The following is a 23,022-nucleotide window of genomic DNA, read 5'->3' as shown; positions in this document are numbered from 1 at the left end:
CACTACCCATGCCGATGTACGACTATCAATGTGCTTCCTGTGGTCACCAGATGGAAGTCATTCAAAAGATCAGCGCCGAGCCTTTGACCGATTGCCCTGCCTGCCAGGCGCCGGAATTGAAGAAGATGCTTTCCATGCCGGGTTTCCGCCTGAGCGGCACCGGTTGGTACGAGACCGACTTCAAGACCGGCAACAAGAAGAATCTGGCGGGTGGCGACAAGGCCGAGTGAGTTGTCCGGCTCCCGCCCGCTCCTGCACGATGTCCAGGGTGCCGCGTGTCCAGCTACACGCCGTCATCGAATCATGAATTACGAGAAGTGAAACCACTACTATGATGCGCAGCCACTATTGCGGCCAACTGAACGAGACCCTGGAAGGTCAGGAAATAACCCTGTGCGGCTGGGTCCATCGCCGTCGCGACCATGGCGGGGTGATCTTCCTCGACATTCGGGACCGTGAAGGCATGGCCCAGGTGGTCTTCGACCCCGATCGCGCCGACAGCTTCGCCGCCGCCGACCGCGTGCGCAGCGAGTACGTGGTCAAGGTGACCGGCAAGGTCCGCGCACGCCCGGCCGGTGCGGTCAATCCGAACATGGCGTCCGGCGCCATCGAAGTGCTCGGCTATGAGCTTGAAGTGCTGAACGAGGCGGAAACCCCGCCGTTCCCGCTCAACGAATACTCCGACGTTGGCGAGGAAACCCGCCTGCGCTACCGCTTCATCGACTTGCGCCGTCCCGAGATGGCCGAGAAGCTGCGCCTGCGCTCGCGTATCACCACCAGCATCCGTCGCTACCTCGACGAGAACGGCTTCCTCGATGTCGAAACGCCGATCCTGACCCGGGCCACACCCGAGGGCGCGCGTGACTACCTGGTTCCAAGCCGTACCCACCCCGGCAGCTTCTTCGCTCTGCCGCAGTCGCCCCAGCTGTTCAAGCAGTTGCTGATGGTGGCCGGTTTCGACCGTTACTACCAGATTGCCAAGTGCTTCCGCGACGAAGACCTGCGTGCCGATCGTCAGCCTGAGTTCACCCAGATCGACATCGAGACCAGCTTCCTCGACGAGAAGGAAATCATCGGCCTCACCGAAACCATGGTGCGCCAGCTGTTCAAGGAAGTGCTGGACGTCGAATTCGGCGAGTTCCCGCACATGACCTTCGAAGAAGCCATGCGGCGCTACGGTTCGGACAAGCCGGACCTGCGCAACCCGATGGAACTGGTCGACGTTGCCGACCAGCTCAAGGACGTCGAATTCAAGGTCTTCAGCGGTCCGGCCAACGATGCCAAGTGCCGCGTTGCCGCACTGCGCGTTCCAGGCGGGGCGAGCATGCCGCGCAAGCAGATCGACGACTACACCAAGTTCGTCGGCATCTACGGCGCCAAGGGCCTGGCCTACATCAAGGTCAACGAGCGCGCCAAGGGCGTCGAAGGCCTGCAGTCGCCGATCGTCAAGAACATCCCGGAAGCCAACCTCAACGTGATCCTGGATCGCGTCGGTGCGGTCGATGGCGACATCGTGTTCTTCGGTGCCGACAAGGCCAAGATCGTCAGCGAGGCATTGGGCGCGCTGCGCATCAAGCTGGGTAACGATCTGGACCTGCTGACCTGCGAATGGGCGCCGATGTGGGTCGTCGACTTCCCCATGTTCGAAGAGAACGAAGACGGCAGCTTCAGCGCGCTGCACCACCCGTTCACCGCCCCCAAGTGCACCCCGGCCGAGCTGGAGGCCAACCCGGCTACAGCGCTGTCGCGTGCCTACGACATGGTGCTCAACGGCACCGAGTTGGGCGGCGGTTCGATCCGTATCCACCGCAAGGACATGCAGCAGGCTGTGTTCCGTCTGCTCGGCATCGAAGCGGCGGAACAGGAAGAGAAGTTCGGCTTCCTGCTCGATGCCCTGAAATACGGCGCGCCACCACACGGCGGCCTGGCCTTCGGCCTGGATCGCCTGGTCATGCTGATGACTGGCGCGCAGTCGATTCGTGAAGTCATTGCCTTCCCGAAAACACAAAGTGCCGCCGATGTCATGACCCAGGCACCTGGTGTCGTCGATGCCAAGGCACTGCGTGAGCTGCACATTCGTCTGCGCGAACAGCCCAAGGCTGAGTGACGGCTGACAGGGCGCATCTTCGGATGCGCCCTTGCGTTGGGCAGTGGAAAACCTTGCCGAGGCAGGGTCGTATGGGTAACACACAGAAATCGGAGTTGCGTTATGGCTGGTCATTCCAAGTGGGCGAACATCAAGCACCGCAAAGAGCGCCAGGATGCCAAGAGGGGCAAGATCTTCACCAAGTGGATTCGTGAGCTGACTGTCGCAGCCCGTCAGGGTGGCGGCGAGCCAGGGTCCAACCCGCGTCTGCGGCTGGCGCTGGACAAGGCGCTGAGCGCCAACATGAGCCGCGATATCATCGATCGTGCGATCGCCCGGGGTACCGGAGCGGCGGGCAGCGATGACGTGGTCGAGTTGAGCTACGAGGGTTATGGTCCCGGTGGTGTCGCGGTGCTGGTCGAGTGCATGACCGACAACCGCAACCGTACCGCCGCCGCCGTGCGCCACGCGTTCAGCAAATGCGGCGGCAACCTGGGCACCGATGGCTCGGTGGCCTACCTGTTCGAGCGCAAGGGGCAGTTGTCCTTCGCTCCGGGCGTCGATGAAGATGCCCTGATGGAAGCGGCCATGGAGGCCGATGCCGACGACATCGTCACCCACGCTGATGGCTCGATGGACGTGTTCACCTCGTTCGCCAGCTTCTACGCGGTGGGCAATGCGCTGCAGGCAGCAGGTTTCAAGGCGGACGAGGCAGAAATCGTCATGGCCCCGACCACCAGCGCCGAACTGGACGCGGAAGGTGCCGAGAAGGTCCTCAAGCTGATCGACATGCTCGAAGACCTGGACGACGTGCAAAACGTCTATTCCAATGCCGAAATATCCGATGCCGTGATGGAACAGCTCGGCTGACCGGCCTGTTTGTTTCATCGAAGCCATGCTTCGACAGGGCTGGCCTTTTCGCGGGTAGATGACCCGCGAAGGCGTCAGCCGTGTTTCTCACTACTGCAGGCTTTATGACTTTAATTCTTGGAATCGACCCAGGCTCGCGCATCACCGGGTTTGGCGTCGTGCGTGAAACCGGACGAGGCTGCGAGTACGTAGCTTCAGGCTGCATCCGTACCGGCGGGGGGCTGCTGCACGATCGTCTGCAGATCGTTTTCCGCGGCGTACGTGAAGTGATCCAGACCTACGGTCCGGTGACCATGGGCATCGAGCGGGTATTCATGGCCCGCAACGCCGACTCGGCCCTGAAGCTGGGTCAGGCGAGGGGCGCGGCCATCGTTGCGGCGGCCGAGGAGGGGCTGGAGATTGCCGAGTACAGCGCTACCCAGGTCAAGCAGGCCATCGTCGGTACCGGCGCAGCCAACAAGGAACAGGTACAGATGATGGTCATGCACCTGCTCAAGCTGACCCAGAAACCCCAGATCGACGCCTCCGACGCCCTGGCGATCGCGCTGACCCATGCGCACACCCGGTCCAGTCTCATGCCCCACGGCCTGAGCACCGCCCGCAGCCGCGGTGGCCGCCTGCGTCTGTAGCGGCTTACATCGTTTCAAACTTTTTTGCTTGCAGCTCACCCAAGTCCTGCAATGATGGCCACGGATTCGAAGATCCGGCCAGCATGAGCAGGGCGTGACTGCGCCTTCCGACAAAGGATTCAAACGTGATTGGACGCCTGCGCGGTACCCTGGCTGAAAAGCAGCCTCCGCACCTGATTCTCGACGTCAACGGGCTGGGCTATGAGCTCGAAGTGCCGATGACCACGCTCTATCGCCTGCCGCCGGTCGGCGAAACCGTGACCTTGCACACCCATCTGGTGGTGCGCGAAGACGCTCAGTTACTCTATGGCTTCTATGAAAAGCGCGAGCGTGAGCTGTTTCGCGAGCTGATCCGCCTGAACGGCGTCGGTCCCAAATTGGCCCTGGCACTGATGTCAGGGCTGGATGTCGATGAGCTGGTGCGTTGCGTGCAGGCACAGGACACCTCGGCGCTGGTCAAGGTGCCCGGCGTAGGCAAGAAGACCGCCGAGCGCCTGTTGGTCGAGCTCAAGGATCGCTTCAAGGCCTGGCAAACTACGCCGAGCATGTTCGAACTGGTACCCAGTGGGCCGCAGGGGCCTGCGCCGGTCAGCAGCGCCGAGGCCGATGCCGTCAGCGCGCTCATCTCCCTGGGGTACAAGCCGCAGGAAGCCAGCCGCGCCGTGGCAGCCATCGATGCCAAGGGGCTGAGCAGCGAAGAATTGATCCGCCGCTCGTTGAAGGGAATGATCTAAGTGATCGAAGCCGACCGCCTGATCGCCGCCACTGGCCGCGATCGCGAAGAAGTACAGGACCGGGCCATCCGCCCGCTCAGCCTGGCCGAGTACATCGGCCAGCCCACCGTGCGCGAGCAGATGGAGCTGTTCATCCAGGCCGCACGCGGGCGCAGCGAATCCCTTGATCACACCTTGATCTTCGGCCCGCCAGGGCTGGGCAAGACGACCCTGGCCAACATCATTGCCCAGGAAATGGGCGTGTCGATCAAGAGCACCTCGGGCCCGGTGCTGGAGCGGCCGGGAGATCTGGCTGCCCTGCTGACCAATCTGGAACCCCACGATGTGCTGTTCATCGACGAGATCCACCGGCTGTCGCCCATCGTCGAAGAAGTCCTGTATCCCGCCATGGAGGATTTCCAGCTCGACATCATGATCGGCGAGGGGCCGGCGGCACGCTCCATCAAGCTTGATCTGCCACCGTTCACCCTGGTCGGTGCCACCACCCGTGCCGGCATGTTGACCAACCCGCTGCGCGACCGTTTCGGCATCGTCCAGCGTCTGGAGTTCTACAGCACGGCGGACCTTGCAACCATCGTCAGCCGCTCGGGTAACATTCTGGGGCTGGCGATCGAAGATGAAGGCGCCTTCGAGATCGCCCGGCGCGCCCGCGGTACGCCGCGAATTGCCAATCGGCTGTTGCGCCGGGTCCGGGACTTCGCCCAGGTACGGGGCAAGGGCCACATCACCAAGCCCATCGCCGACCTGGCTTTGAACATGCTGGACGTCGACGAGCGCGGCTTCGACCATCAGGACCGGCGCCTTCTGCTGACCATGATCGAGAAATTCGACGGCGGTCCGGTGGGCGTCGACAGCCTGGCGGCGGCCATCAGCGAGGAGCGGCACACGATCGAAGATGTTCTTGAGCCCTACCTCATTCAACAGGGTTACATCATGCGGACCCCGCGCGGGCGCGTCGTCACTCGCCACGCCTACCTGCATTTCGGCCTTAACATTCCCAACCGGTTGGGGGACATGCCTGCCGGTGATGCCCAAGCCGAGGAAGTCGACGCGTGAAAGGCCAATTGCGCAGCGATCTAATTCGGGTTTGCGTGGTCCTAGGGGCTGACGCAGCTTTCGCCTGCGCTTTGCCTGCACACGCAACGAAAAAACAGTTGCCTGGGCGGATTGGCAACCTGAGGAGTAAGCACTAGAGTATGCGCGCGCAAAACGGGGTTCAGGTGTTCGCCCATCAGTGTCGGGTCTATTACGAAGACACCGATGCCGGCGGCGTCGTCTACTACGTCAACTACCTCAAATTCATGGAGCGGGCTCGGACCGAGCGCCTGCGTGCGCTGGGGTTCGTCCAGTCGCAGTTGGCCGGAGAGAACCTGCTGTTCGTCGTCCATTCGGCAGAGGCGCGCTACCATGCGCCAGCGCGGTTGGACGACGAACTGAAGGTGACCGCCGAAATAATCGAATTGAATCGCGCCAGCCTGCGTTTCAAGCAGCAGGTATGGCGGATGAAGGACGCAACACTGCTCTGCGAAGGGCAGTTCATGGTGGCCTGTGTGCGCGCCGATAATTTCAAACCCCAGGCCATTCCCCCAGCCTTGCGTACGGCCCTCGCCGACGCGGGCGACCTGGGCAAATAATCCAATGCAGGAGATTAAGCGTGGAAGCTAACGTCGTCGACCATACCTCCATGTGGAGTTTGGTCAGCAATGCCAGTGTCGTGGTGCAGTTGGTCATGCTGATTCTGGTGGCCGCCTCGGTCACTTCGTGGATCATGATCTTTCAGCGCAGCTCGATGCTGCGCGCCGGGCGTCGTGCTCTGGACAGCTTCGAGGAGCGCTTCTGGTCGGGCATCGACCTGTCCAAGTTGTATCGCCAGGCTGGAAGCAATCCGGATCCGGATTCGGGCGTCGAGCAGATCTTCCGTGCCGGCTTCAAGGAGTTCTCCCGTCTGCGCCAGCAGCAGGGCGTCGACCCCGATGCGGTCATGGAAGGCGTCGGTCGTGCCATGCGCGTTGCGATCTCCCGTGAGGAAGAGAAGCTCGAGCAGGGCCTGCCGTTCCTGGCCACGGTCGGTTCCACCAGCCCGTACGTCGGTCTGTTCGGTACCGTATGGGGCATCATGAACTCGTTCCGCGGTCTGGCTTCGGCCCAGCAGGCGACGCTTGCGACCGTTGCACCGGGTATTGCCGAAGCGCTGATCGCCACGGCCATCGGCCTGTTCGCTGCCATTCCGGCCGTTATTGCCTACAACCGTTTCGCTGCCCGCAGCGAGACCCTGATCAACCGTTACTACACGTTCGCTGACGAGTTCCAGGCCATCCTGCACCGTAAAGTGCACACCAGCGAAGAGTGAGCAGGGATAACCCAATGACTCGAGGTCGTCGCCCAAAACGCAAGCCGGTCGCCGAGATGAACGTGGTGCCCTACATCGACGTGATGTTGGTACTGCTGGTCATCTTCATGGTCACCGCTCCGATGATCAACCAAGGTGTGAAGGTCGATCTGCCCAAGGTTTCCAGCGAAGCGTTGCCGCAGGACAACAACACTCAGGTGCTCACCATTTCCATCAAGGCCGACAAGACCTACTACTGGAACGTCGGCAAGGAAGTAGACACTGAAAAGCAGCAGGACAAGGCCATGACCCTGGCGCAGATGACCCAGGCCGCGACCGCGATCATCAACCAGGGCAATGCCAACGGGAAGAAGACCCAGGTCTTCATTCGCGGTGACAAGACCGTGGATTATGGCGCTGTCATGGGCGCCATGGGTGGTTTGCAGCAGGCAGGTGTCGGTAACGTTGGCTTGATTACCGAGGCCCCGTGATGCAAAAGCGAGAGCATTCAGCCTCGGAAAGCTTCTTCTGGCCCACGGTCTGGGCGGTAGCCCTGCACGTGCTGATTTTCGGGATGTTGTTCGTCAGTTTCGCCATGACGCCCGAACTGCCCGAAGCGCGCCCCATCGTGCAGGCTACGCTCTATCAGCTCAAGTCCAAGAGCCAGGCCACCACTCAGACCAATCAGAAGCTGGCGGGCGAGGCGAAGAAGTCTGCCGCGCGACAGACCGAAGTCGAGCAGATGGAGACCAAGAAGCTAGAACAGGAAGCCATAAAGGCAGCGGAACAAAAGAAAGAGGAAACCGCTCAAAAGGCCGAAGCGGCGAAGAAGGCCGACGAAGCCAAGAAAGCCGATGCCGCCGCCAAGGCGGAAGCGGCAGAGGCGGCCGCAGCCAAGGCTGAAGCGGCCAAGGCTGAAGCGGCTGAAAAAGCTGCCGAAGCCAAGAAGAGCGAGTTGGCCGATATCGCCAAGAAGAAAGCCGAGCAAGAGGAGGCCAAGAAGGAGGCGGCCGAGGAAGCCAAGAAGAAGGCTGCCGAAGACGCCAAGAAGAAGGCCGCCGAAGACGCGAAGAAGAAAGCCGAAGACGACGCCAAGAAAGCTGCCGCTGCTGCCGCTGCTGCCGAAGATGCCAAGAAAAAGGCTGCCGAGGACGCGAAGAAGAAGGCTGCAGCCGACGCTGCGAAGAAGAAGGCCCAGGATGCGGCACGCAAGGCTGCGGAAGACAAGAAGGCGCAGGCATTGGCCGATCTGCTTTCCGACAAGCCCGAACGCCAGCAGGCGCTCGCCGATGAGCAGGGTGATGAAGTCGCGGGCAACTTCGACGATCTCATTCGCTCGCGAGCAGCCGAAGGTTGGGCACGTCCGCCTTCTGCACGCAAGAACATGACTGTGGTATTGCAGATCAACATGTTGCCCGATGGTACTGTCACCAACGTCAGCGTTTCGCGCTCCAGTGGCGATGGGCCTTTCGACAGTTCGGCGGTTGCTGCGGTCAAGAACATTGGCCGTTTAACGGAAATGCAGGGTTTGAAACCAGCTGACTTCAACCCCTATCGTTCCTTCAAGATGACATTTACACCTGAGGATCTTGCCTTGTGATTACCCTTCTTCGAGGACTGCTCGTCGTCCTGTGCTGCGCCGCCGGCATGGCCTCTGCGGACGAAAAGAACATTCTGGTCACCAGCGGTGCCGACCGGGCGACGCCGATCGCGGTCGTCCCGTTCGGCTTCCAGGGTGGTAGCGTGTTGCCTGACAACATTGCCGAAATCGTCGGCAACGACCTGCGCAACTCGGGCTACTACTCACCCATTCCACCGCAGAATATGATCAGCCAGCCGTCCCAGGCCAGCGAAGTCATCTACCGCGACTGGCAGGCGCTGGGTGCCCAGTACGTCATGGTCGGCAGCATCACGCCGGCCGGTGGTCGCCTGCAGGTGCAGTACGCGCTGCTCAACGTCAACACCCAGCAACCCGTGTTGACCGGCAGCGTGTCGGGCACCACCGATCAGCTGCGTGACATGGCCCACTTCATCTCCGACCAGTCGTTCGAGAAGCTGACCGGGATCAAGGGTGCGTTCTCCACGCGCATGCTCTATGTCACCGCCGAGCGCGCCGGTACCAACGCTACTCGCTACACCCTGCAGCGTTCTGACTACGACGGGGCACGTGCCGTGACCCTGCTGCAGTCACGCGAGCCGATCCTGTCGCCACGCTACTCGCCCAATGGCCGCAACATTGCCTATGTATCGTTCGAGCAGCGTCGTCCGCGGATTTTCCTGCAGAACGTCGACACCGGTCGCCGCGAGCAGCTGACCAACTTCGAAGGCCTGAACGGCGCACCGGCGTTTTCACCTGACGGCAACCGTCTGGCGCTGGTGCTGTCCAAGGATGGCAACCCGGAAATCTACGTGATGAACCTGGCGTCGCGCGCATTGACTCGCGTGACCAACAGCCCGGCGATCGATACCGAACCCTTCTGGGGCAAGGACGGCTCGACGCTTTATTTCACGTCGGACCGTGGCGGCAAGCCGCAGATCTACAAGACCAGCACTTCCGGTGGCGCCAATGCCGAGCGTGTGACGTTCGTGGGCAACTACAACGCCAACCCGAAACTTTCGGCTGACGAAAAGACGCTTGTAATGATTCACCGGCAAGATGGTTTCACCAATTTCAAGGTGGCGGCGCAGGACCTGGAACGCGGAAGCGTAAAGATCCTCACAGATTCAACTCTTGATGAGTCGCCTACTGTTGCGCCCAACGGCACCATGGTAATCTACGCCACCCGCCAGCAGGGCCGGGGAGTCTTGATGCTCGTGTCGCTAAATGGCCGCGTGAGGCTCCCGCTTCCTACCGCTCAAGGCGAAGTCAGAGAACCGTCCTGGTCCCCTTACCTGAACTGACGCGGCGTAATACGTTGTACTTAACACACTGGGGTTCATTAGGAGTTTCACGATGGAAATGCTGAAGTTTGGTAAGTTTGCTGCGCTGGCCCTGGCCTTGTCCGTAGCTGTAGGTTGCTCGTCCAAAGGCGGCGAAGATGCTGGTCAAGGCGGCGCTGCTGTCGACCCTAACGCTGGTTACGGCGCAAACACCGGTGCCGTTGACGGTTCCCTGAGCGAAGAAGCTGCTCTGCGCGCAATCACCACCTTCTACTTCGAATACGATAGCTCGGACCTGAAGCCAGAAGCCATGCGCGCTCTGGACGTTCACGCCAAGGACCTGAAAGCCAACGGCGCTCGCGTCGTCCTGGAAGGTAACACCGACGAGCGCGGTACTCGCGAGTACAACCTGGCACTGGGCGAGCGTCGCGCCAAGGCCGTTCAGCGTTACCTGGTACTGCAAGGCGTTTCGCCAGCTCAGCTGGAACTGGTTTCCTACGGCGAAGAGCGTCCAGTAGCTACCGGCAACGACGAGCAGTCGTGGGCTCAAAACCGTCGCGTCGAACTGCGTAAGTAATTCGTCATGCGAACGTGCCGTCGTGCTGTAACTGTTCTGGCTTTCGCCCTGCCTGTGATGGCTTGGGGCGCGGTGCCTGTGGTCGATAGCAACAACAATGGAGGCTACGGTAACAGTGGCGCCGTTGGTGGCAGCTATCCGCCTGCAGGTTACGGTACGAACGGCGCCTCGGCCGGGTCAGGTGCGCAAGCGCCTGTCTCGGCTCAGGGCGAGCTGTTCATGCAACTGCAGCAAATGCAGGAAGACATCGCGCGTCTGCGAGGTCAGGTCGAAGTCCAGCAAAACGATATCCAGCGCCTGAAACAGGAAGGGCTCGAGCGGTATCAGGATCTCGATCGTCGGATTGGCGCTGGGGTTGCACCTGCACCCGCTGCCCAACCGGATAATTCTTCAGCCAGCGGCGCCTCCGGCGGCGCTGGTGCTTCATCGGCTGGCGGTCAATCGACAGCCAGTTCAGAGCCTGGCGATCCGGCCAAGGAGAAGCTGTATTACGATGCAGCCTTCGACCTGATCAAAGCCAAGGATTTCGACAAGGCCAGCCAGGCATTTGCCGCATTCCTGCGCAAATACCCGAACAGCCAGTATGCGGGCAATGCCCAGTACTGGCTGGGCGAGGTCAACCTTGCCAAAGGTGATCTGCAAGGCGCAGGTCAAGCCTTCGCCAAGGTTAGCCAGCTGTATCCCAAGCACAACAAGGTGCCGGATTCGCTGTACAAGTTGGCCGACGTCGAACGTCGCCTCGGTCATACCGATCGAGTCAAAGGTATTCTGCAGCAGGTTGTGACCCAGTATCCGGGTACTTCCGCGGCGCAATTGGCGCAGAAAGACCTGCAAAGATTGTGAAGCTTGCCGAGTGATTCGAAGAAACCCGCGCCTGGCGCGGGTTTTTTGTTAGAATTTGCCGCCATTTTATGAACACGCTTCCTGAAGCCACGCGAGCGCGGGCTGCTTGAAGTGCCCAACGGAGGCGGTCAGCCTGTTTCGCTGTCACGCCCGTGGACCCTATGCAAGACACACTACGTATCACCGAAGTCTTCTACTCCTTGCAGGGTGAGACGCGGACCGCTGGCCTGCCCACGGTTTTCGTGCGCCTGACCGGTTGCCCTCTGCGCTGCCAATACTGCGACAGCGCCTATGCATTCAGCGGGGGTATCCAGCGCACCCTCGACTCGCTCATGGAGCAGGTGGCCAGCTACAAGCCCCGCTATGTATGCGTGACCGGGGGCGAGCCGTTGGCTCAGCCCAATGCCATTCCATTGATGCAGCGTCTGTGCGATGCCGGCTATGAGGTTTCCGTGGAAACCAGCGGTGCGCTCGACATCAGCGCAGTGGACACTCGAGTCAGTCGGGTGCTTGATTTGAAGACCCCGGGTTCCCTCGAGGTCCATCGCAATCGCTACGAGAACATCGAGCTGCTGACCCGCAACGACCAGGTAAAATTCGTCCTGTGCTCGCGCGAAGACTACGACTGGGCCGTCTCCAAGCTGATTCAGTACGGTCTGGACCAGCGGGCTGGCGAAGTACTGTTCTCGCCGAGCAAGGATCAGTTGCGGGCAACCGATCTGGCCGACTGGATCGTGGCCGACAACCTGCCGGTGCGCCTGCAGATGCAATTGCACAAACTTCTTTGGAACGACGAGCCGGGGCGCTGACATGAACGACACAACCGAGCATCAGGAAAAAGCGGTCATCCTGCTCTCCGGCGGCCTGGATTCCGCCACCGTAGTGGCGATGGCCAAAGACCAGGGCTATGCCTGCTACACCATGAGTTTCGACTATGGTCAGCGCCATCGCGCCGAGCTGAATGCGGCGGCGCGGGTGGCTCGCGATCTGGGCGTGGTCCAGCACAAGGTCATTGGACTGAATCTGGACGGCATGGGCGGTTCGGCGCTGACCGATACGTCGATCGACGTTCCCGAAACCTTGGGCGAGGGCATTCCGGTGACTTACGTGCCGGCGCGCAATACGGTCTTTCTGTCGCTGGCACTGGGCTGGGCCGAGGTGCTGGAGGCGCGGGACATCTTCATCGGTGTCAATGCGGTTGACTACTCCGGCTACCCGGACTGCCGACCCGAATTCATCGAGGCCTTCGAGCGCCTGGCCAATCTAGCTACCAAGGCTGGTGTGGAAGGCAATGGCTTCACCATTCAGGCGCCGTTGCAGAACATGAGCAAGGCCCAGATCGTCAAGGCGGGCGTGGCACTGGGTGTGGACTACGGCCTGACGGTGTCCTGCTATCAGGCTGACGACGAAGGCCAGGCCTGTGGCAAATGCGACAGCTGCCGCTTGCGCGCGGAAGGCTTCACTGCAGCCGGTGTGAGTGACCCTACACGTTATTTTTGATTTTTTTTCTGTAGGGTGTTGAATTACCAAAAGAATTCGGTATTATACGCCCCACGAAACGGGTCGTTAGCTCAGTTGGTAGAGCAGTTGGCTTTTAACCAATTGGTCGTAGGTTCGAATCCCACACGACCCACCATTTCGAAACCCGCAGCTTGCAAAAGCTGCGGGTTTTTTTATGCCCGGAATTCGGTGGCTATCCTTGCAGCGATAGGGCTTTGCTAACACCTCGTTTCTCTGTAGCCTGCGCCAGCCCTCAAAAGCCTCACGAAAGCCAGGGCATATACTCCCAGGCCCTTGTCGGCCCGGTCTATACTCGACTCTCGCGCATCAGCGCTCGCAGGTCTTGCCCCATGACGCAGATATCCGAACGCCTTCTGGTTCAGGCTCACCTGGATGCCAAGCAGCCCAAGCCCCTGACACCGGAGCAGGAAGCCGACTACCGTTCAGCCATCGCTGCCGAGCTCAAGGCTCAGGACGCGGTGCTGGTTGCTCACTACTACTGCGATCCGGTGATCCAGGCGCTGGCCGAGGAAACCGGCGGTTGTGTGTCCGACTCGCTGGAAATGGCACGTTTTGGCAACCAGCACTCCGCTCGCACCGTGGTGGTGGCGGGTGTTCGGTTCATGGGCGAAACGGCGAAGATCCTCAACCCTGAAAAACGCGTGCTCATGCCCACCCTGGAAGCGACCTGCTCGCTGGACCTGGGTTGCCCGGTCGATGCATTCTCGGCTTTCTGCGATCAGCATCCCGAGCGCACGGTGGTGGTCTATGCCAACACCTCGGCAGCGGTCAAGGCGCGGGCCGACTGGGTAGTGACGTCGAGCTGCGCGCTGGAAATCGTCGAGAGCCTGATGGACAACGGCGAGAAGATCATCTGGGCGCCGGACAAGCATCTGGGCAACTACATCCAGACCCACACCGGCGCTGACATGCTGATGTGGGACGGTGCCTGCATCGTGCACGAGGAGTTCAAGTCGCGGCAACTAAGCGACATGCGTGCGCTGTATCCCGATGCCGCGATTCTGGTGCACCCCGAGTCGCCGGCAGAGGTCATCGCACTGGCTGACGCCGTGGGCTCCACCAGCCAATTGATTGCCGCTGCCCGTACGTTGCCGCAGCAGACGCTGATCGTGGCAACCGATCGCGGTATCTTCTACAAGATGCAGCAGGCCGTGCCTGGAAAGACGCTGATCGAGGCGCCCACGGCGGGCAACGGTGCTGCCTGTCGCAGCTGTGCGCATTGCCCGTGGATGGCCATGAACACACTTGAGCGCACGCTGGAATGCCTGCGCGCCGGCAGCAACGAAATCACTGTGGATCCGGCGCTGATTCCCCAAGCTGTTCGGCCGCTCAAGCGCATGCTGGACTTTACCCAGGCAGCGCGCCTGATAGTGGCTGGCAACGCTTGATCAAAGGCCTTTGCGGAGTACGACCACGGGCCTTTCGGACTTCGGCAGTTCAAGCTTTGGCAACTCAGACCGCGGACGGCCCAGTCGTTTGTTCAGTTCCAGCCATTCGGCCAAAGCCAGCATCAGGCCTGCGCCGACCAGCGCGCTCGCGATCTGCATCGCGAATAGATCATCTGTCAGGGCATTGGCCATGTCGGCCAACGGTGCCAGCACCACGCTGAGGCAGAAGACCTCGAGCGAATAGCGTCCCATCAGCCCGACTTTGCGTGCCAACAGGTGATGCACCCATGCGCCCTGAGGTATCAGCTTGGCCACACAGTAGGCCAAGGCCAGGAAGTGCAGAAGGCGTGACGGCGAGAGGTTGGTCTTGTCGATGGGGTAGAGCAGTTGGCTGAACCAGCCGGGCACCAGTGCCTCGTGCAGCATTGGCCAGCGCCATCCCAGGGCAACCAGCGCGCTAAATATCACGAGTATGGCGCACGCGAGGAACAGGGGTTGGCGGCTCAAGGGGCGGGTCTGCGCCGCCTGCCTGCGCGTCGAATGCAGCGCCGTGGCGCCACCCAGTACGAACAGCACCTGCCAGGCCAGAGGATTGAAATACCAGAGGCCGTTGTCGTGCGCAGGAATATTCCAGCCCAGCCATTGCACCATCAGGTACAACACCAGCGACAGGCCGATGGCCTGGGCCGGCCGCTTGACCAGCAACGGCAAGACGATCGGCAGGCCGAGCAGCAACACGATGTACAACGGTAAGGGGTCCATCAGGTTGGGTTTGAAGCGCAGCAGCAGTTCGTCGACCATCGCCTGTTGCGGGTTTGACACGAAATAGGTGAGGTTCATCTCCTGGATCATGTCGCGGGTTTCGACGTGATTGTTGGCGACGAAGATGATGCCCATCAGGACCGCCAGCAGGAAGATGTGGACCACGTAAAGCACCCAGGCGCGACGCAGGATGCGCATGCCGGCCACCAGATAGCCGTCGCGCAGGGCGATCTTGCCGTAGGCCAGCACGGCGGCATAGCCGGCGAGGAACACGAACACTTCTGCAGCATCGCTGAAGCCGAAGTTGCGCAGCGTGACGCTGGCCAGCGGGTTTTGCGGTATGTGATCCCAGAAAATGAAGATCAACGCCAAACCCCGATAGAAATCGATCCGATGGTCTCGATCGTTAGTCATGGCGACAGGCTCTTGCGAATAGGAAGGATGTAGTAGGGATGGGACAGCGGGCATTGCGGTTCCGCGTCGGCGGTCATTATCGACCAGCGGCGCGGAGGGTGGCGGGTTTCGCAACGAATTGCAAAAGTTTGGCTATTACGGAATGTCACAACGCCAAGTTACCGCAGCCCTGTAGCAGCGGCGCAAGCCGCGTCATCGGTGCATACGGTATGCCTGAACAGACGCGTTGAGGCCCAACGCGGCTTGCGCCGCTGCTACAGTGGGGGATGGATCAGCTGCTGGCGTAGCTCCGTGGTTTCTTCGCTCCAGTACACCGGCTTGCCAGCGATCAAGGCCGCCACGGGCAGCCCGTCGCGGTACAGCACGCGGTTGCTCGGCAGTGCTGGCACGGTCTTGTGGATCTGCTGGGGGTCGGCGCCGGGCAATGGCAGCAGGGTGCCCACCAGGTTCAATGGGTCGCTGGCCGAAATGGACACCAAGCTGCCATCCACAGGTCTTTTGCGTACCTCGCGCAGGGCTGGAATGGCCTCTGGCAAGGCGAATTGCTCGCCGGGCAAGCCGTCGATGAAACGCCCCCCGCGAATCTGTCCGCGCGCCTCCAGTCGCTGCAATGCCCGCAGCAGGTCGCGCCAGCTGGGCAGCCAGTCGGCTTCGCGTTGCAGCAGGCGCCAGAACACCACGCCGTAGCGACGCAACAGCACTAGCGCGATCTGTTCGACGGCTTCATCGGGGGCACTGCCGTTTGCCTGGAGCAAGGCCCAGCGCCCCGCATCGTCCATGCCGCCAATGAAAGCACCGCGACCACGGCGGCTGCTGCGCGCCTGACGTTTGCCGGCGGGTGTGATCAACGCGCGCAACCCGGCGAAACTGTCGGCATTCACGCGGCCTGCGGCGACCAGTTCCTGCAGCGCGTTCTCCACTTCGGTGCGCAGCAGGCGCACATCGTGGACGAGATCGTCGAAGAACATCGCGCCCTGCGCGGCCAGGGTTTGTTCGACCTTCTGCGCGCGCATGGACAATTCCTGCGGCTGGACTGTCGGAGCCAGGCTGCGCCACAGGGGCAGGCGCGCGCGGGGCAGCAGCACGATGGGCGTACCGCGCAGGGTGGTTCCTTTGCCGCTGCTGGCCAACCGCGCCCAGACCGTCTTGCCGCTGCGGCAGGCGCGGTCCAGCCACGATGGGTCGTAGCCACGCAGCCGTACGGGCAGCAGATCGCTCTCCCAGGCGCCAGCCGGGGCGCTGTACCCTTCGAACTGTTCCAGGATTTTGGGCAGGGCCTCCTCGCCTTGCAGGCGGGTGCCGGGCGCCAGGCACTGCCAGTCGAGCAGAAAACGCATGAACACTTGCAGGCTGACCGGTTCGATCTCCCGCCGCAGGCGCTTCACCGTATAGCGATGGATACGCGCCAGCAGGTGCCGCTCGCACCACTGGGTTTCCTCGATGTGGGTGAGAAACTGGCCGCGCATCACGTAACCCTGGGATTCCAGTTCCAGCAGCGCCAGTTCCACCACGGCAGGATGCAGGTTGAGCGGGGCGGCAATGTCCCCCAGTCGCTGCGGGCCGAATCCGCTCAAGCGGGCGCGTATCAACTCCAGCGTCGCACTCTCCTGGGTCCACGTCTGGGCCAGATGTGCCGGCACCTGCAGTGCGGGGGATAGCTCGGCGTTGGGGTAAAGGGTTTGCAGGCAGGCCATGCGCTCCAGGGCCAGCCACAGGCGATTCCCATCGCCCAGCGTCAGGCGCGCAGCACGGCCGGTGCGCGCCAGCGTCTTCAACAGCGCCAGCTCGCCGGGCTGGGCTTCGTGTTCGGCCAAGGCGCCCAGACTCATCAAGGCTTCGTGCATCTCGTCGCCGTTGATGGGGGCGGGCCATGCTTCGGCGGCCACGGCAGCGATGGCGTCCGTGTCCAGTTCACCCATGTCGTCTGGCGAGCGGGGTTCGTCCCAGCGTCGGTTGAGGACTGCCTGGGTGCGTCGCTCTTCCAGCGGCGCGTCGTCGAGGAACGCGTAGGGCCGCGCATTGAGAATAGCCGCCGCCAATGGTGAAGGGCTGGGCAGGTCGCGCTGGATGAGGGTGATCTGACCGCTCTCGATGCGCCGCAGCAGGGTCAGCCAGCCCGCGCTGTCCATGGCCTCGTGCAGGCAATCGTCGAGAGTCTGCTGGACCAGCGGGTGATCGGGAATCTCCCGCTCGCCGACGATATTTTCCAGGCAGGCGATCTGGTCCGGAAATACCGTGGCGATCAAATCCTCGCCTTTCATGCGCTGCAGTTGCGGGGCCACCTTGCGTCCGCCGCTGTAGCGGGGCAGGGCCAGGGCCGTCGCTGCGTTCCAGCGCCAGCGCACGCCGAACAGCGGCGCATCGAGCAGCGCCTGGATCAGTATCGCTTCAGCGCTGTTGCTGTGCAGGTAATGCCACACCTCCTCCAGCTCGAAGCTGTGGCTGGTCGACAGCGACAGCACGATTGCATCTTCGCTGGCGGCCGCCTGCAACTCGAAATTGAAGGTGCGGCAGAAGCGCTTGCGCAGGGCCAGACCCCAGGCGCGGTTGATACGGCTGCCGAAGGGCGTATGGATGACCAGTTGCGTGGCGCCGGAGGCGTCGAAGAAGCGCTCCATGATCAGGGTGTCCTGCGAGGGCAGGGCGCCCAGCGCCTGACGTGTGCGCGCCAGATAATCGAGCAGTTGCTCGGCGCTGTCCCGGCCCAGGCCCAGTTCGTCCTGCAACCAGGGCAGCAACGACTCGACCTGACCTTCACTGAGCGCCAGGCGCTGGTCGATCGATGCCTGCAATCGCGCCACGCTGGCCGACAGCTCGGCGCTGCGCCCCGGCATTTCGCCGAGCCAGAAGGGGATGTTCGGCGCCTGGCCGTGGGCGTCTTCGACCCTGACCTTGCCGCCTTCGATGCGCAGGATGCGGTAGGACCGGTTGCCCAGTTGGAAGATGTCGCCGGCGAGGCTTTCCACGGCGAAATCCTCGTTGACGCTGCCGATGCTCAACGCTTGGGGTTCCAGTAGCACCGCGTAGTCGGCGTTATCGGCAATCGCCCCACCGCTGGTGACTGCGGTCAACTTGCTGCCGCGTCGACCGCGCAGGGTGCGGGTCACGGCATCGCGATGCACATAGGCTGCACGTACGCCCTGACGTCCGCTGTAGCCCTCGGCGAGCATGCGCAGCAAGCCCTCGAAACGCGCGTCGTCGAGCCCGGCGTAAGGCGTGGCCTGACGGAACATCTGCAGCAGCGCCTGCTCCGGCCATTCCTGGCAACTGACCTCGGCGATGATCTGTTGGGCCAGCACGTCCAGCGGTGCCTGAGGAATCTGCAAGGTGTCCAGTTCGCCTTGGCGCACGCAGTCCAGCAAAGCCACGCATTCGATCAGGTCATCTCGCGACGTGGGAAACAGGCGGCCCTTGGGAACGCCACCGACATGGTGCCCGGACCGCCCCACCCGTTGCAGGAACGCGGAGATGGCGCCAGGCGAGGCGATCTGGCACACCAGGTCGACGTCACCGATATCGATACCCAGCTCCAGCGAAGCGGTGGCCACCAATACTTGCAAGTCGCCGCGCTTGAGGCGCTGCTCCGCATCCAGCCGGTGCTCCTTGGCCAGACTGCCATGATGGGCCGCGACGTGCTCACGGCACAGGCGCTCACTCATATGCCGCGCCACGCGTTCGGCCAGGCGCCGCGTATTGACGAACACCAAAGTGGTTCGATGAGCCTGTGCGAGGGCTGCCAAGCGGTCGTAGAGCAGATCCCAGACATCGTTGGGCATGACTGCGGCAAGCGGCACCGGGGGCACTTCGATCGCCAGGTCCCGAGGCCGCGCGTGACCGATGTCGACGATCGAACATGCGCGTTGCGCCCCCACCAGGAATTGCGCCACCTGGGCGATGGGCTTCTGCGTGGCGGACAGGCCGATGCGTCGCAAAGGCTGGCTGCACAGCGCCTGAAGACGCTCCAGGCTCAAGGCCAGATGACTGCCGCGCTTGCTGCCGGCCACCGCGTGGATCTCATCGACGATCACCGTGTGCACATCCGCCAGCATGCCTCGGCCCGAGTCCGAACCGAGCAGCACGTAGAGCGATTCGGGTGTGGTCACCAGAATGTGCGGCGGCTGCCGACGCATGGCGGCACGCTCCTTCTGCGGCGTGTCGCCGGTGCGTACACCGGCGACGATGGTCACCGCGGGCAGATTCATGGTCGTCAAGTGCTCGGCGATGCCCAGCAGCGGACGTTGCAGATTGAGCTGGATGTCGTTGGACAGCGCCTTGAGGGGCGAGACGTACAGCACGGTCGTGCGTTGCGGCAACCGACCCTGGTGCTCCAGGCCCCGTTTTACCAGTTCGTCGAGCACGGCCAGGAACGCCGTCAGTGTCTTGCCCGACCCGGTAGGTGCCGCGATCAAGGTCGAGAGGCCCTGCTGGATCAACGGCCAGGCTTGGACCTGGGCAGGGGTGACGGCCGCGAAGTGCTGGCTGAACCAGGCGCTTACTGCCGGGTGGAAGTGGGCCAGTGGCGAATCAGGCTGTTCAGGTAGGTTCATGATCTATTGATGGGGGGAGGGCGGCGAAGTTGCAAACCAGACAATGCAAACGGCGCACAACCTGCCGTATTTTCGACGCCCAAGAAAAAGGGCGACTTTCGTCGCCCTCTGTCCAGCCTGTTGCTTCAACCCCGACGGCGCAGCGCCTCGATACGGTCTTCCAGAGGCGGGTGAGTCATGAGCAGGCCGGCCAGGCCGTGCTTGAGACCACCGTTGATGCCGAACGCATTGAGCGAATCGGGCATCTGCACCGGAACGCCTTGCTCGGAGCGCAGGCGTTGCAGCGCGCCGATCATCGCGTTGGTGCCGGCCAAGCGTGCACCGGCTTCGTCGGCGCGGAACTCGCGGCGACGCGAGAACCACATGACGATGATGCTGGCCAGGATACCCAGCACCAGTTCGGCCACGATGGTCGCGATGTAGTAGGCGATCCCTTGGCCTTGTTCGTTCTTGAAGATGACCTTGTCGACGAAGTTGCCGATGATTCGCGCGAAGAACATCACGAAGGTGTTCACCACGCCCTGCACCAGCGCAAGGGTGACCATGTCGCCGTTGGCTACGTGGCCGATCTCGTGGGCCAGGACCGCCTTGACCTCATCGGGCGAGAACCGCTCGAGCAGGCCCTGGCTGACGGCCACCAGCGCGTCGTTCTTGTTCCAGCCGGTGGCGAAGGCGTTGGCCTCGTACGCCGGGAAGATGCCGACCTCGGGCATCTTGATGCCCGCTTCGCGCGACAGCTCCTCGACTGTCTGCAGCAACCATTGTTCGTGACGGGTGCGCGGTTGGGTGATGATCTGCGTACCGGTGCTCATCTTCGCCATCCACTTGGAGATGAACAGCGAAAACAGCGAACCGGCGAAGCCGAACACGGCGCAGAAGATCAGCAGCTGATTGAGGTTCAGATCCACCCCGTTGGCCGCCATGAACCCATTGAAGCCAAACAGGCTCAGGGTAATGCTGGCAATCAGCACCACCGCAAGGTTAGTGGCCAGAAACAGCAAGATGCGCATCATGGTTGTAACGTTCTCCTGACGGATAAAAGTGTTGCGTATGCGCTATATAAGGTGCGCGCCCGGTCGATTCAACCGGGGGACTATTTCAAACTGTGTATATGCAGACGGACACTTGAATACGTTCGGTTTTTACTGGCGATAATTCTTGAGGAAGCGGCCGATGCGACCGATGGCCTGCTCCAGATCATCGACTCGCGGCAGCGTCACCACGCGGAAATGGTCCGGGTTGGGCCAGTTGAACGCAGTGCCCTGGACCACCAGCAGCTTCTCCGATAGCAGCAGGTCGAGCACGAACTTCTCGTCGTTGTGGATCGGGCAGACCTTGGGGTCGATGCGCGGGAACGCGTACAGCGCGCCCATGGGTTTGACGCAGCTGACACCGGGAATGTCGTTGAGCAGTTCCCAGGTGCGGTTGCGCTGTTCCAGCAGGCGACCGTTGGGCAGGACCAGGTCGTTGATGCTCTGGTAGCCGCCCAAAGCCGTCTGGATCGCGTGCTGGCTCGGCACGTTGGCGCACAGGCGCATGTTGGCCAGGATGTCGATGCCTTCGATGTAGCTCTGGGCGTTGTGCTTGGGCCCTGAAATGGCAATCCAGCCGGAACGGAAACCGGCCACGCGGTAGGACTTGGACAGGCCGTTGAAGGTCAGGCAGAGCAGGTCCGGCGCCAGCGACGCGGTGCAGATGTGTACGGCATCGTCATAGAGGATCTTGTCGTAGATCTCGTCGGAGAACACCACCAGATTGTGCTGGCGGGCGATTTCCAGCATGCCCAGCAGCACTTCTTTGGAGTACACGGCGCCGGTCGGGTTGTTCGGGTTGATGATCACCATGGCCTTGGTGTTGGGGGTGATCTTGGATTTGATGTCGTCCAGGTCTGGCCACCAGTTGGCCTGCTCGTCGCACAGGTAGTGCACGGCGTGACCGCCGGCCAGGCTCACCGAAGCGGTCCACAGCGGATAGTCGGGCGCTGGGATGAGGACCTCGTCACCGTTGTTGAGCAGGGCCTGCAGCGACATCACGATCAGCTCGGACACACCGTTGCCCAGGTAGATGTCTTCGATGCCGACGCCTTCCACCTGCTTCTGCTGGTAGTACTGCATGACGGCCTTGCGCGCGCTGAACAGCCCCTTGGAATCGCTGTAGCCCTGGGCGGTGGGCAGGTTGCGGATGACATCCTGGAGGATCTCGACCGGCGCCTCGAAACCGAACGGCGCCGGGTTGCCGATGTTCAGCTTGAGGATGCGGTGGCCTTCCTCTTCCAGGCGCTTGGCGTGCTTGAGCACCGGCCCGCGAATGTCGTAGCAGACGTTGGCGAGCTTGTTCGATTTGCTGAACTGCATGGTGAGGTCCCGAAAGATGACAAGGCCCGCGCCGGCCCTGAAGATGAAAAAATTGAATCGCTGAAACGCGGGTGACAGACTGCTGTCCAAAGGCGCAATCATACGTGCCGCCCGATCGTTGCAAAAGACACAGATCGGGCTTTTTGAACCGCCGAGGTGTACCGATGGCCAAGCTCACGCGAACCGAACAAGAATGGAAGGAAATGCTCGACCCCGAGCAGTACAACGTCTGCCGGCTGAGCGCGACCGAGCGGCCGTTCACGGGCAAGTACAACGATTTCAAAGGTGACGGAATCTTCATCTGCGTGGGTTGCAATGAGCCCCTGTTCGATTCGCGCACCAAGTTCGATTCCGGCTGCGGTTGGCCAAGCTTCTACGCGCCGATCGGCGAGCAGGCGATGGTCGAGATCCGTGACACCAGCCACGGCATGATCCGTACCGAGGTCAAGTGCGCCACGTGCGAGTCGCACCTGGGCCATGTGTTCCCCGATGGGCCGGCGCCGACTGGCTTGCGCTACTGCATCAATTCGGTGTGCCTGGATTTCCAGCCGCGGGCCGAACAGCCTGCATGACCTCTGACAAGAAAGCGACCATGAGCAAAGATCTTCTCTCCATCCCATGCATCACCCTGGACGGCCAGCACAAGACGGTCGGCGATTTCGCCGGCAAAGTGCTGCTGGTGGTCAATACCGCCAGCCAGTGTGGTTTCACCCCGCAGTACAAGGGGTTGGAGGAACTGTGGCAGACCTATCGCAAGCAGGGGCTGGTGGTGATGGGCTTCCCTTGCAACCAGTTCGGCAATCAGGAGCCCGGCGATACGCTGGACATCGTGCAGTTCTGCGAGAAGAACTTCGGCGTCACCTTTCCGATGTTCCGCAAGATCGACGTCAACGGCGAGCTGACCCATCCGCTGTTCGCTCACCTGAAGAAAAGCGCGCCCGGACTGTTCGGTTCGGAAAAGGTGAAGTGGAATTTCACCAAGTTTCTGGTGGCGCCTGACGGCAGCGTCAAACGCTTCGCGCCTCTGACCAAGCCTGCCGACCTGGCGCACGAGATCGAGCGGGCGCTGGGCTGAAGCAGGTTGGGTG

At 61.9% G+C, this 23,022-nt stretch carries 22 protein-coding genes and 1 tRNA gene; 19 read left to right on the top strand and 4 right to left on the bottom strand.

The annotated features are described in order from the left end of the window. The first annotated feature begins 8 nt into the window (after window positions 1–8). From ASF66_RS07875 to nadA, 17 genes are all read left to right on the top strand, one after another. Complete coding sequence (locus ASF66_RS07875) at window positions 9–230, top strand: FmdB family zinc ribbon protein (protein WP_049861560.1); 222 nt, start codon at window positions 9–11, stop codon at window positions 228–230. Window positions 231–331: 101 nt separating this feature from the next. Further along, entirely contained in the window at window positions 332–2,107 is a 1,776-nt protein-coding gene (gene aspS, locus ASF66_RS07870) for an aspartate--tRNA ligase (protein WP_056843360.1), read from the top strand. Between the two features lie 102 nt (window positions 2,108–2,209). Further along, window positions 2,210–2,956: a YebC/PmpR family DNA-binding transcriptional regulator gene (locus tag ASF66_RS07865; protein ID WP_049861519.1), complete on the top strand. Its 747-nt coding sequence runs from the start codon at window positions 2,210–2,212 to the stop codon at window positions 2,954–2,956. 104 nt (window positions 2,957–3,060) lie between these two features. After that, complete coding sequence (gene ruvC, locus ASF66_RS07860) at window positions 3,061–3,585, top strand: crossover junction endodeoxyribonuclease RuvC (protein WP_043193311.1); 525 nt, start codon at window positions 3,061–3,063, stop codon at window positions 3,583–3,585. Window positions 3,586–3,710: 125 nt separating this feature from the next. Beyond that, window positions 3,711–4,319: a Holliday junction branch migration protein RuvA gene (gene ruvA, locus ASF66_RS07855; protein WP_049861518.1), complete on the top strand. Its 609-nt coding sequence runs from the start codon at window positions 3,711–3,713 to the stop codon at window positions 4,317–4,319. Then, a complete protein-coding gene (ruvB, locus tag ASF66_RS07850; protein ID WP_056843359.1) occupies window positions 4,320–5,375 on the top strand; it encodes a Holliday junction branch migration DNA helicase RuvB in 1,056 nt (351 codons plus the stop codon). Between the two features lie 140 nt (window positions 5,376–5,515). Next, a complete protein-coding gene (ybgC, locus tag ASF66_RS07845; protein ID WP_056843358.1) occupies window positions 5,516–5,953 on the top strand; it encodes a tol-pal system-associated acyl-CoA thioesterase in 438 nt (145 codons plus the stop codon). 20 nt (window positions 5,954–5,973) lie between these two features. Next, window positions 5,974–6,669 (top strand): protein TolQ, encoded by a 696-nt coding sequence (gene tolQ, locus ASF66_RS07840; protein WP_043187191.1) that lies wholly within the window; start codon window positions 5,974–5,976, stop codon window positions 6,667–6,669. 14 nt (window positions 6,670–6,683) lie between these two features. After that, the gene (gene tolR / locus ASF66_RS07835) at window positions 6,684–7,139 is read left to right on the top strand and encodes a protein TolR (protein ID WP_049861515.1); all 456 of its coding nucleotides are present in this window, start codon (window positions 6,684–6,686) and stop codon (window positions 7,137–7,139) included. After that, entirely contained in the window at window positions 7,139–8,248 is a 1,110-nt protein-coding gene (gene tolA / locus ASF66_RS07830) for a cell envelope integrity protein TolA (RefSeq protein ID WP_442962754.1), read from the top strand. Before tolR ends, tolA begins: the two co-directional genes overlap by 1 nt. Then, the gene (gene tolB / locus ASF66_RS07825; protein WP_043187197.1) at window positions 8,245–9,549 is read left to right on the top strand and encodes a Tol-Pal system beta propeller repeat protein TolB; all 1,305 of its coding nucleotides are present in this window, start codon (window positions 8,245–8,247) and stop codon (window positions 9,547–9,549) included. The genes tolA and tolB overlap by 4 nt, the downstream gene beginning before the upstream one ends. A 52-nt stretch (window positions 9,550–9,601) precedes the next feature. Further along, on the top strand, window positions 9,602–10,105 hold the full coding sequence (gene pal, locus ASF66_RS07820) for a peptidoglycan-associated lipoprotein Pal (RefSeq protein WP_043187198.1): 504 nt from the start codon (window positions 9,602–9,604) through the stop codon (window positions 10,103–10,105). A 6-nt stretch (window positions 10,106–10,111) separates the two neighbouring features. Beyond that, complete coding sequence (ybgF, locus tag ASF66_RS07815) at window positions 10,112–10,948, top strand: tol-pal system protein YbgF (RefSeq protein ID WP_049861513.1); 837 nt, start codon at window positions 10,112–10,114, stop codon at window positions 10,946–10,948. A 161-nt stretch (window positions 10,949–11,109) separates the two neighbouring features. Continuing rightward, window positions 11,110–11,757 (top strand): 7-carboxy-7-deazaguanine synthase QueE, encoded by a 648-nt coding sequence (queE, locus tag ASF66_RS07810; protein WP_056843356.1) that lies wholly within the window; start codon window positions 11,110–11,112, stop codon window positions 11,755–11,757. Between the two features lies 1 nt (window position 11,758). Next, complete coding sequence (gene queC, locus ASF66_RS07805; protein ID WP_056843355.1) at window positions 11,759–12,448, top strand: 7-cyano-7-deazaguanine synthase QueC; 690 nt, start codon at window positions 11,759–11,761, stop codon at window positions 12,446–12,448. Window positions 12,449–12,508: 60 nt separating this feature from the next. Then, a tRNA-Lys gene (locus tag ASF66_RS07800) sits at window positions 12,509–12,584 on the top strand. Window positions 12,585–12,798: 214 nt separating this feature from the next. Further along, complete coding sequence (gene nadA / locus ASF66_RS07795; protein WP_056843354.1) at window positions 12,799–13,857, top strand: quinolinate synthase NadA; 1,059 nt, start codon at window positions 12,799–12,801, stop codon at window positions 13,855–13,857. Here nadA and ASF66_RS07790 read toward each other — a convergent pair whose 3' ends face one another. The 4 genes from ASF66_RS07790 to ASF66_RS07775 all read right to left on the bottom strand — a co-directional run bounded on the left by ASF66_RS07790 (window position 13,858) and on the right by ASF66_RS07775 (window position 21,934). Beyond that, window positions 13,858–15,033: an OpgC family protein gene (locus ASF66_RS07790; protein ID WP_056843353.1), complete on the bottom strand. Its 1,176-nt coding sequence runs from the start codon at window positions 15,031–15,033 to the stop codon at window positions 13,858–13,860. Between the two features lie 254 nt (window positions 15,034–15,287). Then, complete coding sequence (locus tag ASF66_RS07785) at window positions 15,288–19,580, bottom strand: DEAD/DEAH box helicase (RefSeq protein WP_056843352.1); 4,293 nt, start codon at window positions 19,578–19,580, stop codon at window positions 15,288–15,290. 125 nt (window positions 19,581–19,705) lie between these two features. Continuing rightward, the gene (htpX, locus tag ASF66_RS07780; protein WP_049861507.1) at window positions 19,706–20,593 is read right to left on the bottom strand and encodes a protease HtpX; all 888 of its coding nucleotides are present in this window, start codon (window positions 20,591–20,593) and stop codon (window positions 19,706–19,708) included. Window positions 20,594–20,722: 129 nt separating this feature from the next. Further along, window positions 20,723–21,934: a pyridoxal phosphate-dependent aminotransferase gene (locus ASF66_RS07775; RefSeq protein WP_056843477.1), complete on the bottom strand. Its 1,212-nt coding sequence runs from the start codon at window positions 21,932–21,934 to the stop codon at window positions 20,723–20,725. A 164-nt stretch (window positions 21,935–22,098) separates the two neighbouring features. Between ASF66_RS07775 and msrB the strand changes: the two genes are divergently transcribed. Both msrB and ASF66_RS07765 read left to right on the top strand, forming a co-directional pair. After that, entirely contained in the window at window positions 22,099–22,506 is a 408-nt protein-coding gene (gene msrB, locus ASF66_RS07770; RefSeq protein ID WP_049861506.1) for a peptide-methionine (R)-S-oxide reductase MsrB, read from the top strand. Between the two features lie 20 nt (window positions 22,507–22,526). Further along, window positions 22,527–23,009 carry a glutathione peroxidase gene (locus ASF66_RS07765; RefSeq protein WP_049861505.1) on the top strand — a complete coding sequence of 161 codons (483 nt, stop codon included), beginning with the start codon at window positions 22,527–22,529 and terminating at the stop codon, window positions 23,007–23,009. Window positions 23,010–23,022: the final 13 nt, after the last annotated feature.

Source organism: Pseudomonas sp. Leaf129, assembly GCF_001423465.1.
GTDB classification, from domain to species: domain Bacteria; phylum Pseudomonadota; class Gammaproteobacteria; order Pseudomonadales; family Pseudomonadaceae; genus Aquipseudomonas; species Aquipseudomonas coleopterorum.
The sequence above is the reverse complement of the archived record's forward strand: the minus strand, read 5'-3'. Positions and strand labels throughout refer to the sequence as shown.

Excerpts from the sequence above, each read along its gene's own strand:
- ASF66_RS07875 (WP_049861560.1), top strand. The coding sequence starts at position 9 with ATGCCGATGTACGACTATCAATGTGCTTCCTGTGGTCACCAGATGGAA.
- aspS (WP_056843360.1), top strand. The coding sequence starts at position 332 with ATGATGCGCAGCCACTATTGCGGCCAACTGAACGAGACCCTGGAAGGT.
- ASF66_RS07865 (WP_049861519.1), top strand. The coding sequence starts at position 2,210 with ATGGCTGGTCATTCCAAGTGGGCGAACATCAAGCACCGCAAAGAGCGC.
- ruvC (WP_043193311.1), top strand. The coding sequence starts at position 3,061 with ATGACTTTAATTCTTGGAATCGACCCAGGCTCGCGCATCACCGGGTTT.
- ybgC (WP_056843358.1), top strand. The coding sequence starts at position 5,516 with ATGCGCGCGCAAAACGGGGTTCAGGTGTTCGCCCATCAGTGTCGGGTC.
- tolR (WP_049861515.1), top strand. The coding sequence starts at position 6,684 with ATGACTCGAGGTCGTCGCCCAAAACGCAAGCCGGTCGCCGAGATGAAC.
- tolA (WP_442962754.1), top strand. The coding sequence starts at position 7,139 with ATGCAAAAGCGAGAGCATTCAGCCTCGGAAAGCTTCTTCTGGCCCACG.
- pal (WP_043187198.1), top strand. The coding sequence starts at position 9,602 with ATGGAAATGCTGAAGTTTGGTAAGTTTGCTGCGCTGGCCCTGGCCTTG.
- ybgF (WP_049861513.1), top strand. The coding sequence starts at position 10,112 with ATGCGAACGTGCCGTCGTGCTGTAACTGTTCTGGCTTTCGCCCTGCCT.
- queE (WP_056843356.1), top strand. The coding sequence starts at position 11,110 with ATGCAAGACACACTACGTATCACCGAAGTCTTCTACTCCTTGCAGGGT.
- queC (WP_056843355.1), top strand. The coding sequence starts at position 11,759 with ATGAACGACACAACCGAGCATCAGGAAAAAGCGGTCATCCTGCTCTCC.
- nadA (WP_056843354.1), top strand. The coding sequence starts at position 12,799 with ATGACGCAGATATCCGAACGCCTTCTGGTTCAGGCTCACCTGGATGCC.
- ASF66_RS07790 (WP_056843353.1), bottom strand. The coding sequence starts at position 15,033 with ATGACTAACGATCGAGACCATCGGATCGATTTCTATCGGGGTTTGGCG.
- ASF66_RS07785 (WP_056843352.1), bottom strand. The coding sequence starts at position 19,580 with ATGAACCTACCTGAACAGCCTGATTCGCCACTGGCCCACTTCCACCCG.
- htpX (WP_049861507.1), bottom strand. The coding sequence starts at position 20,593 with ATGATGCGCATCTTGCTGTTTCTGGCCACTAACCTTGCGGTGGTGCTG.
- ASF66_RS07775 (WP_056843477.1), bottom strand. The coding sequence starts at position 21,934 with ATGCAGTTCAGCAAATCGAACAAGCTCGCCAACGTCTGCTACGACATT.
- msrB (WP_049861506.1), top strand. The coding sequence starts at position 22,099 with ATGGCCAAGCTCACGCGAACCGAACAAGAATGGAAGGAAATGCTCGAC.
- ASF66_RS07765 (WP_049861505.1), top strand. The coding sequence starts at position 22,527 with ATGAGCAAAGATCTTCTCTCCATCCCATGCATCACCCTGGACGGCCAG.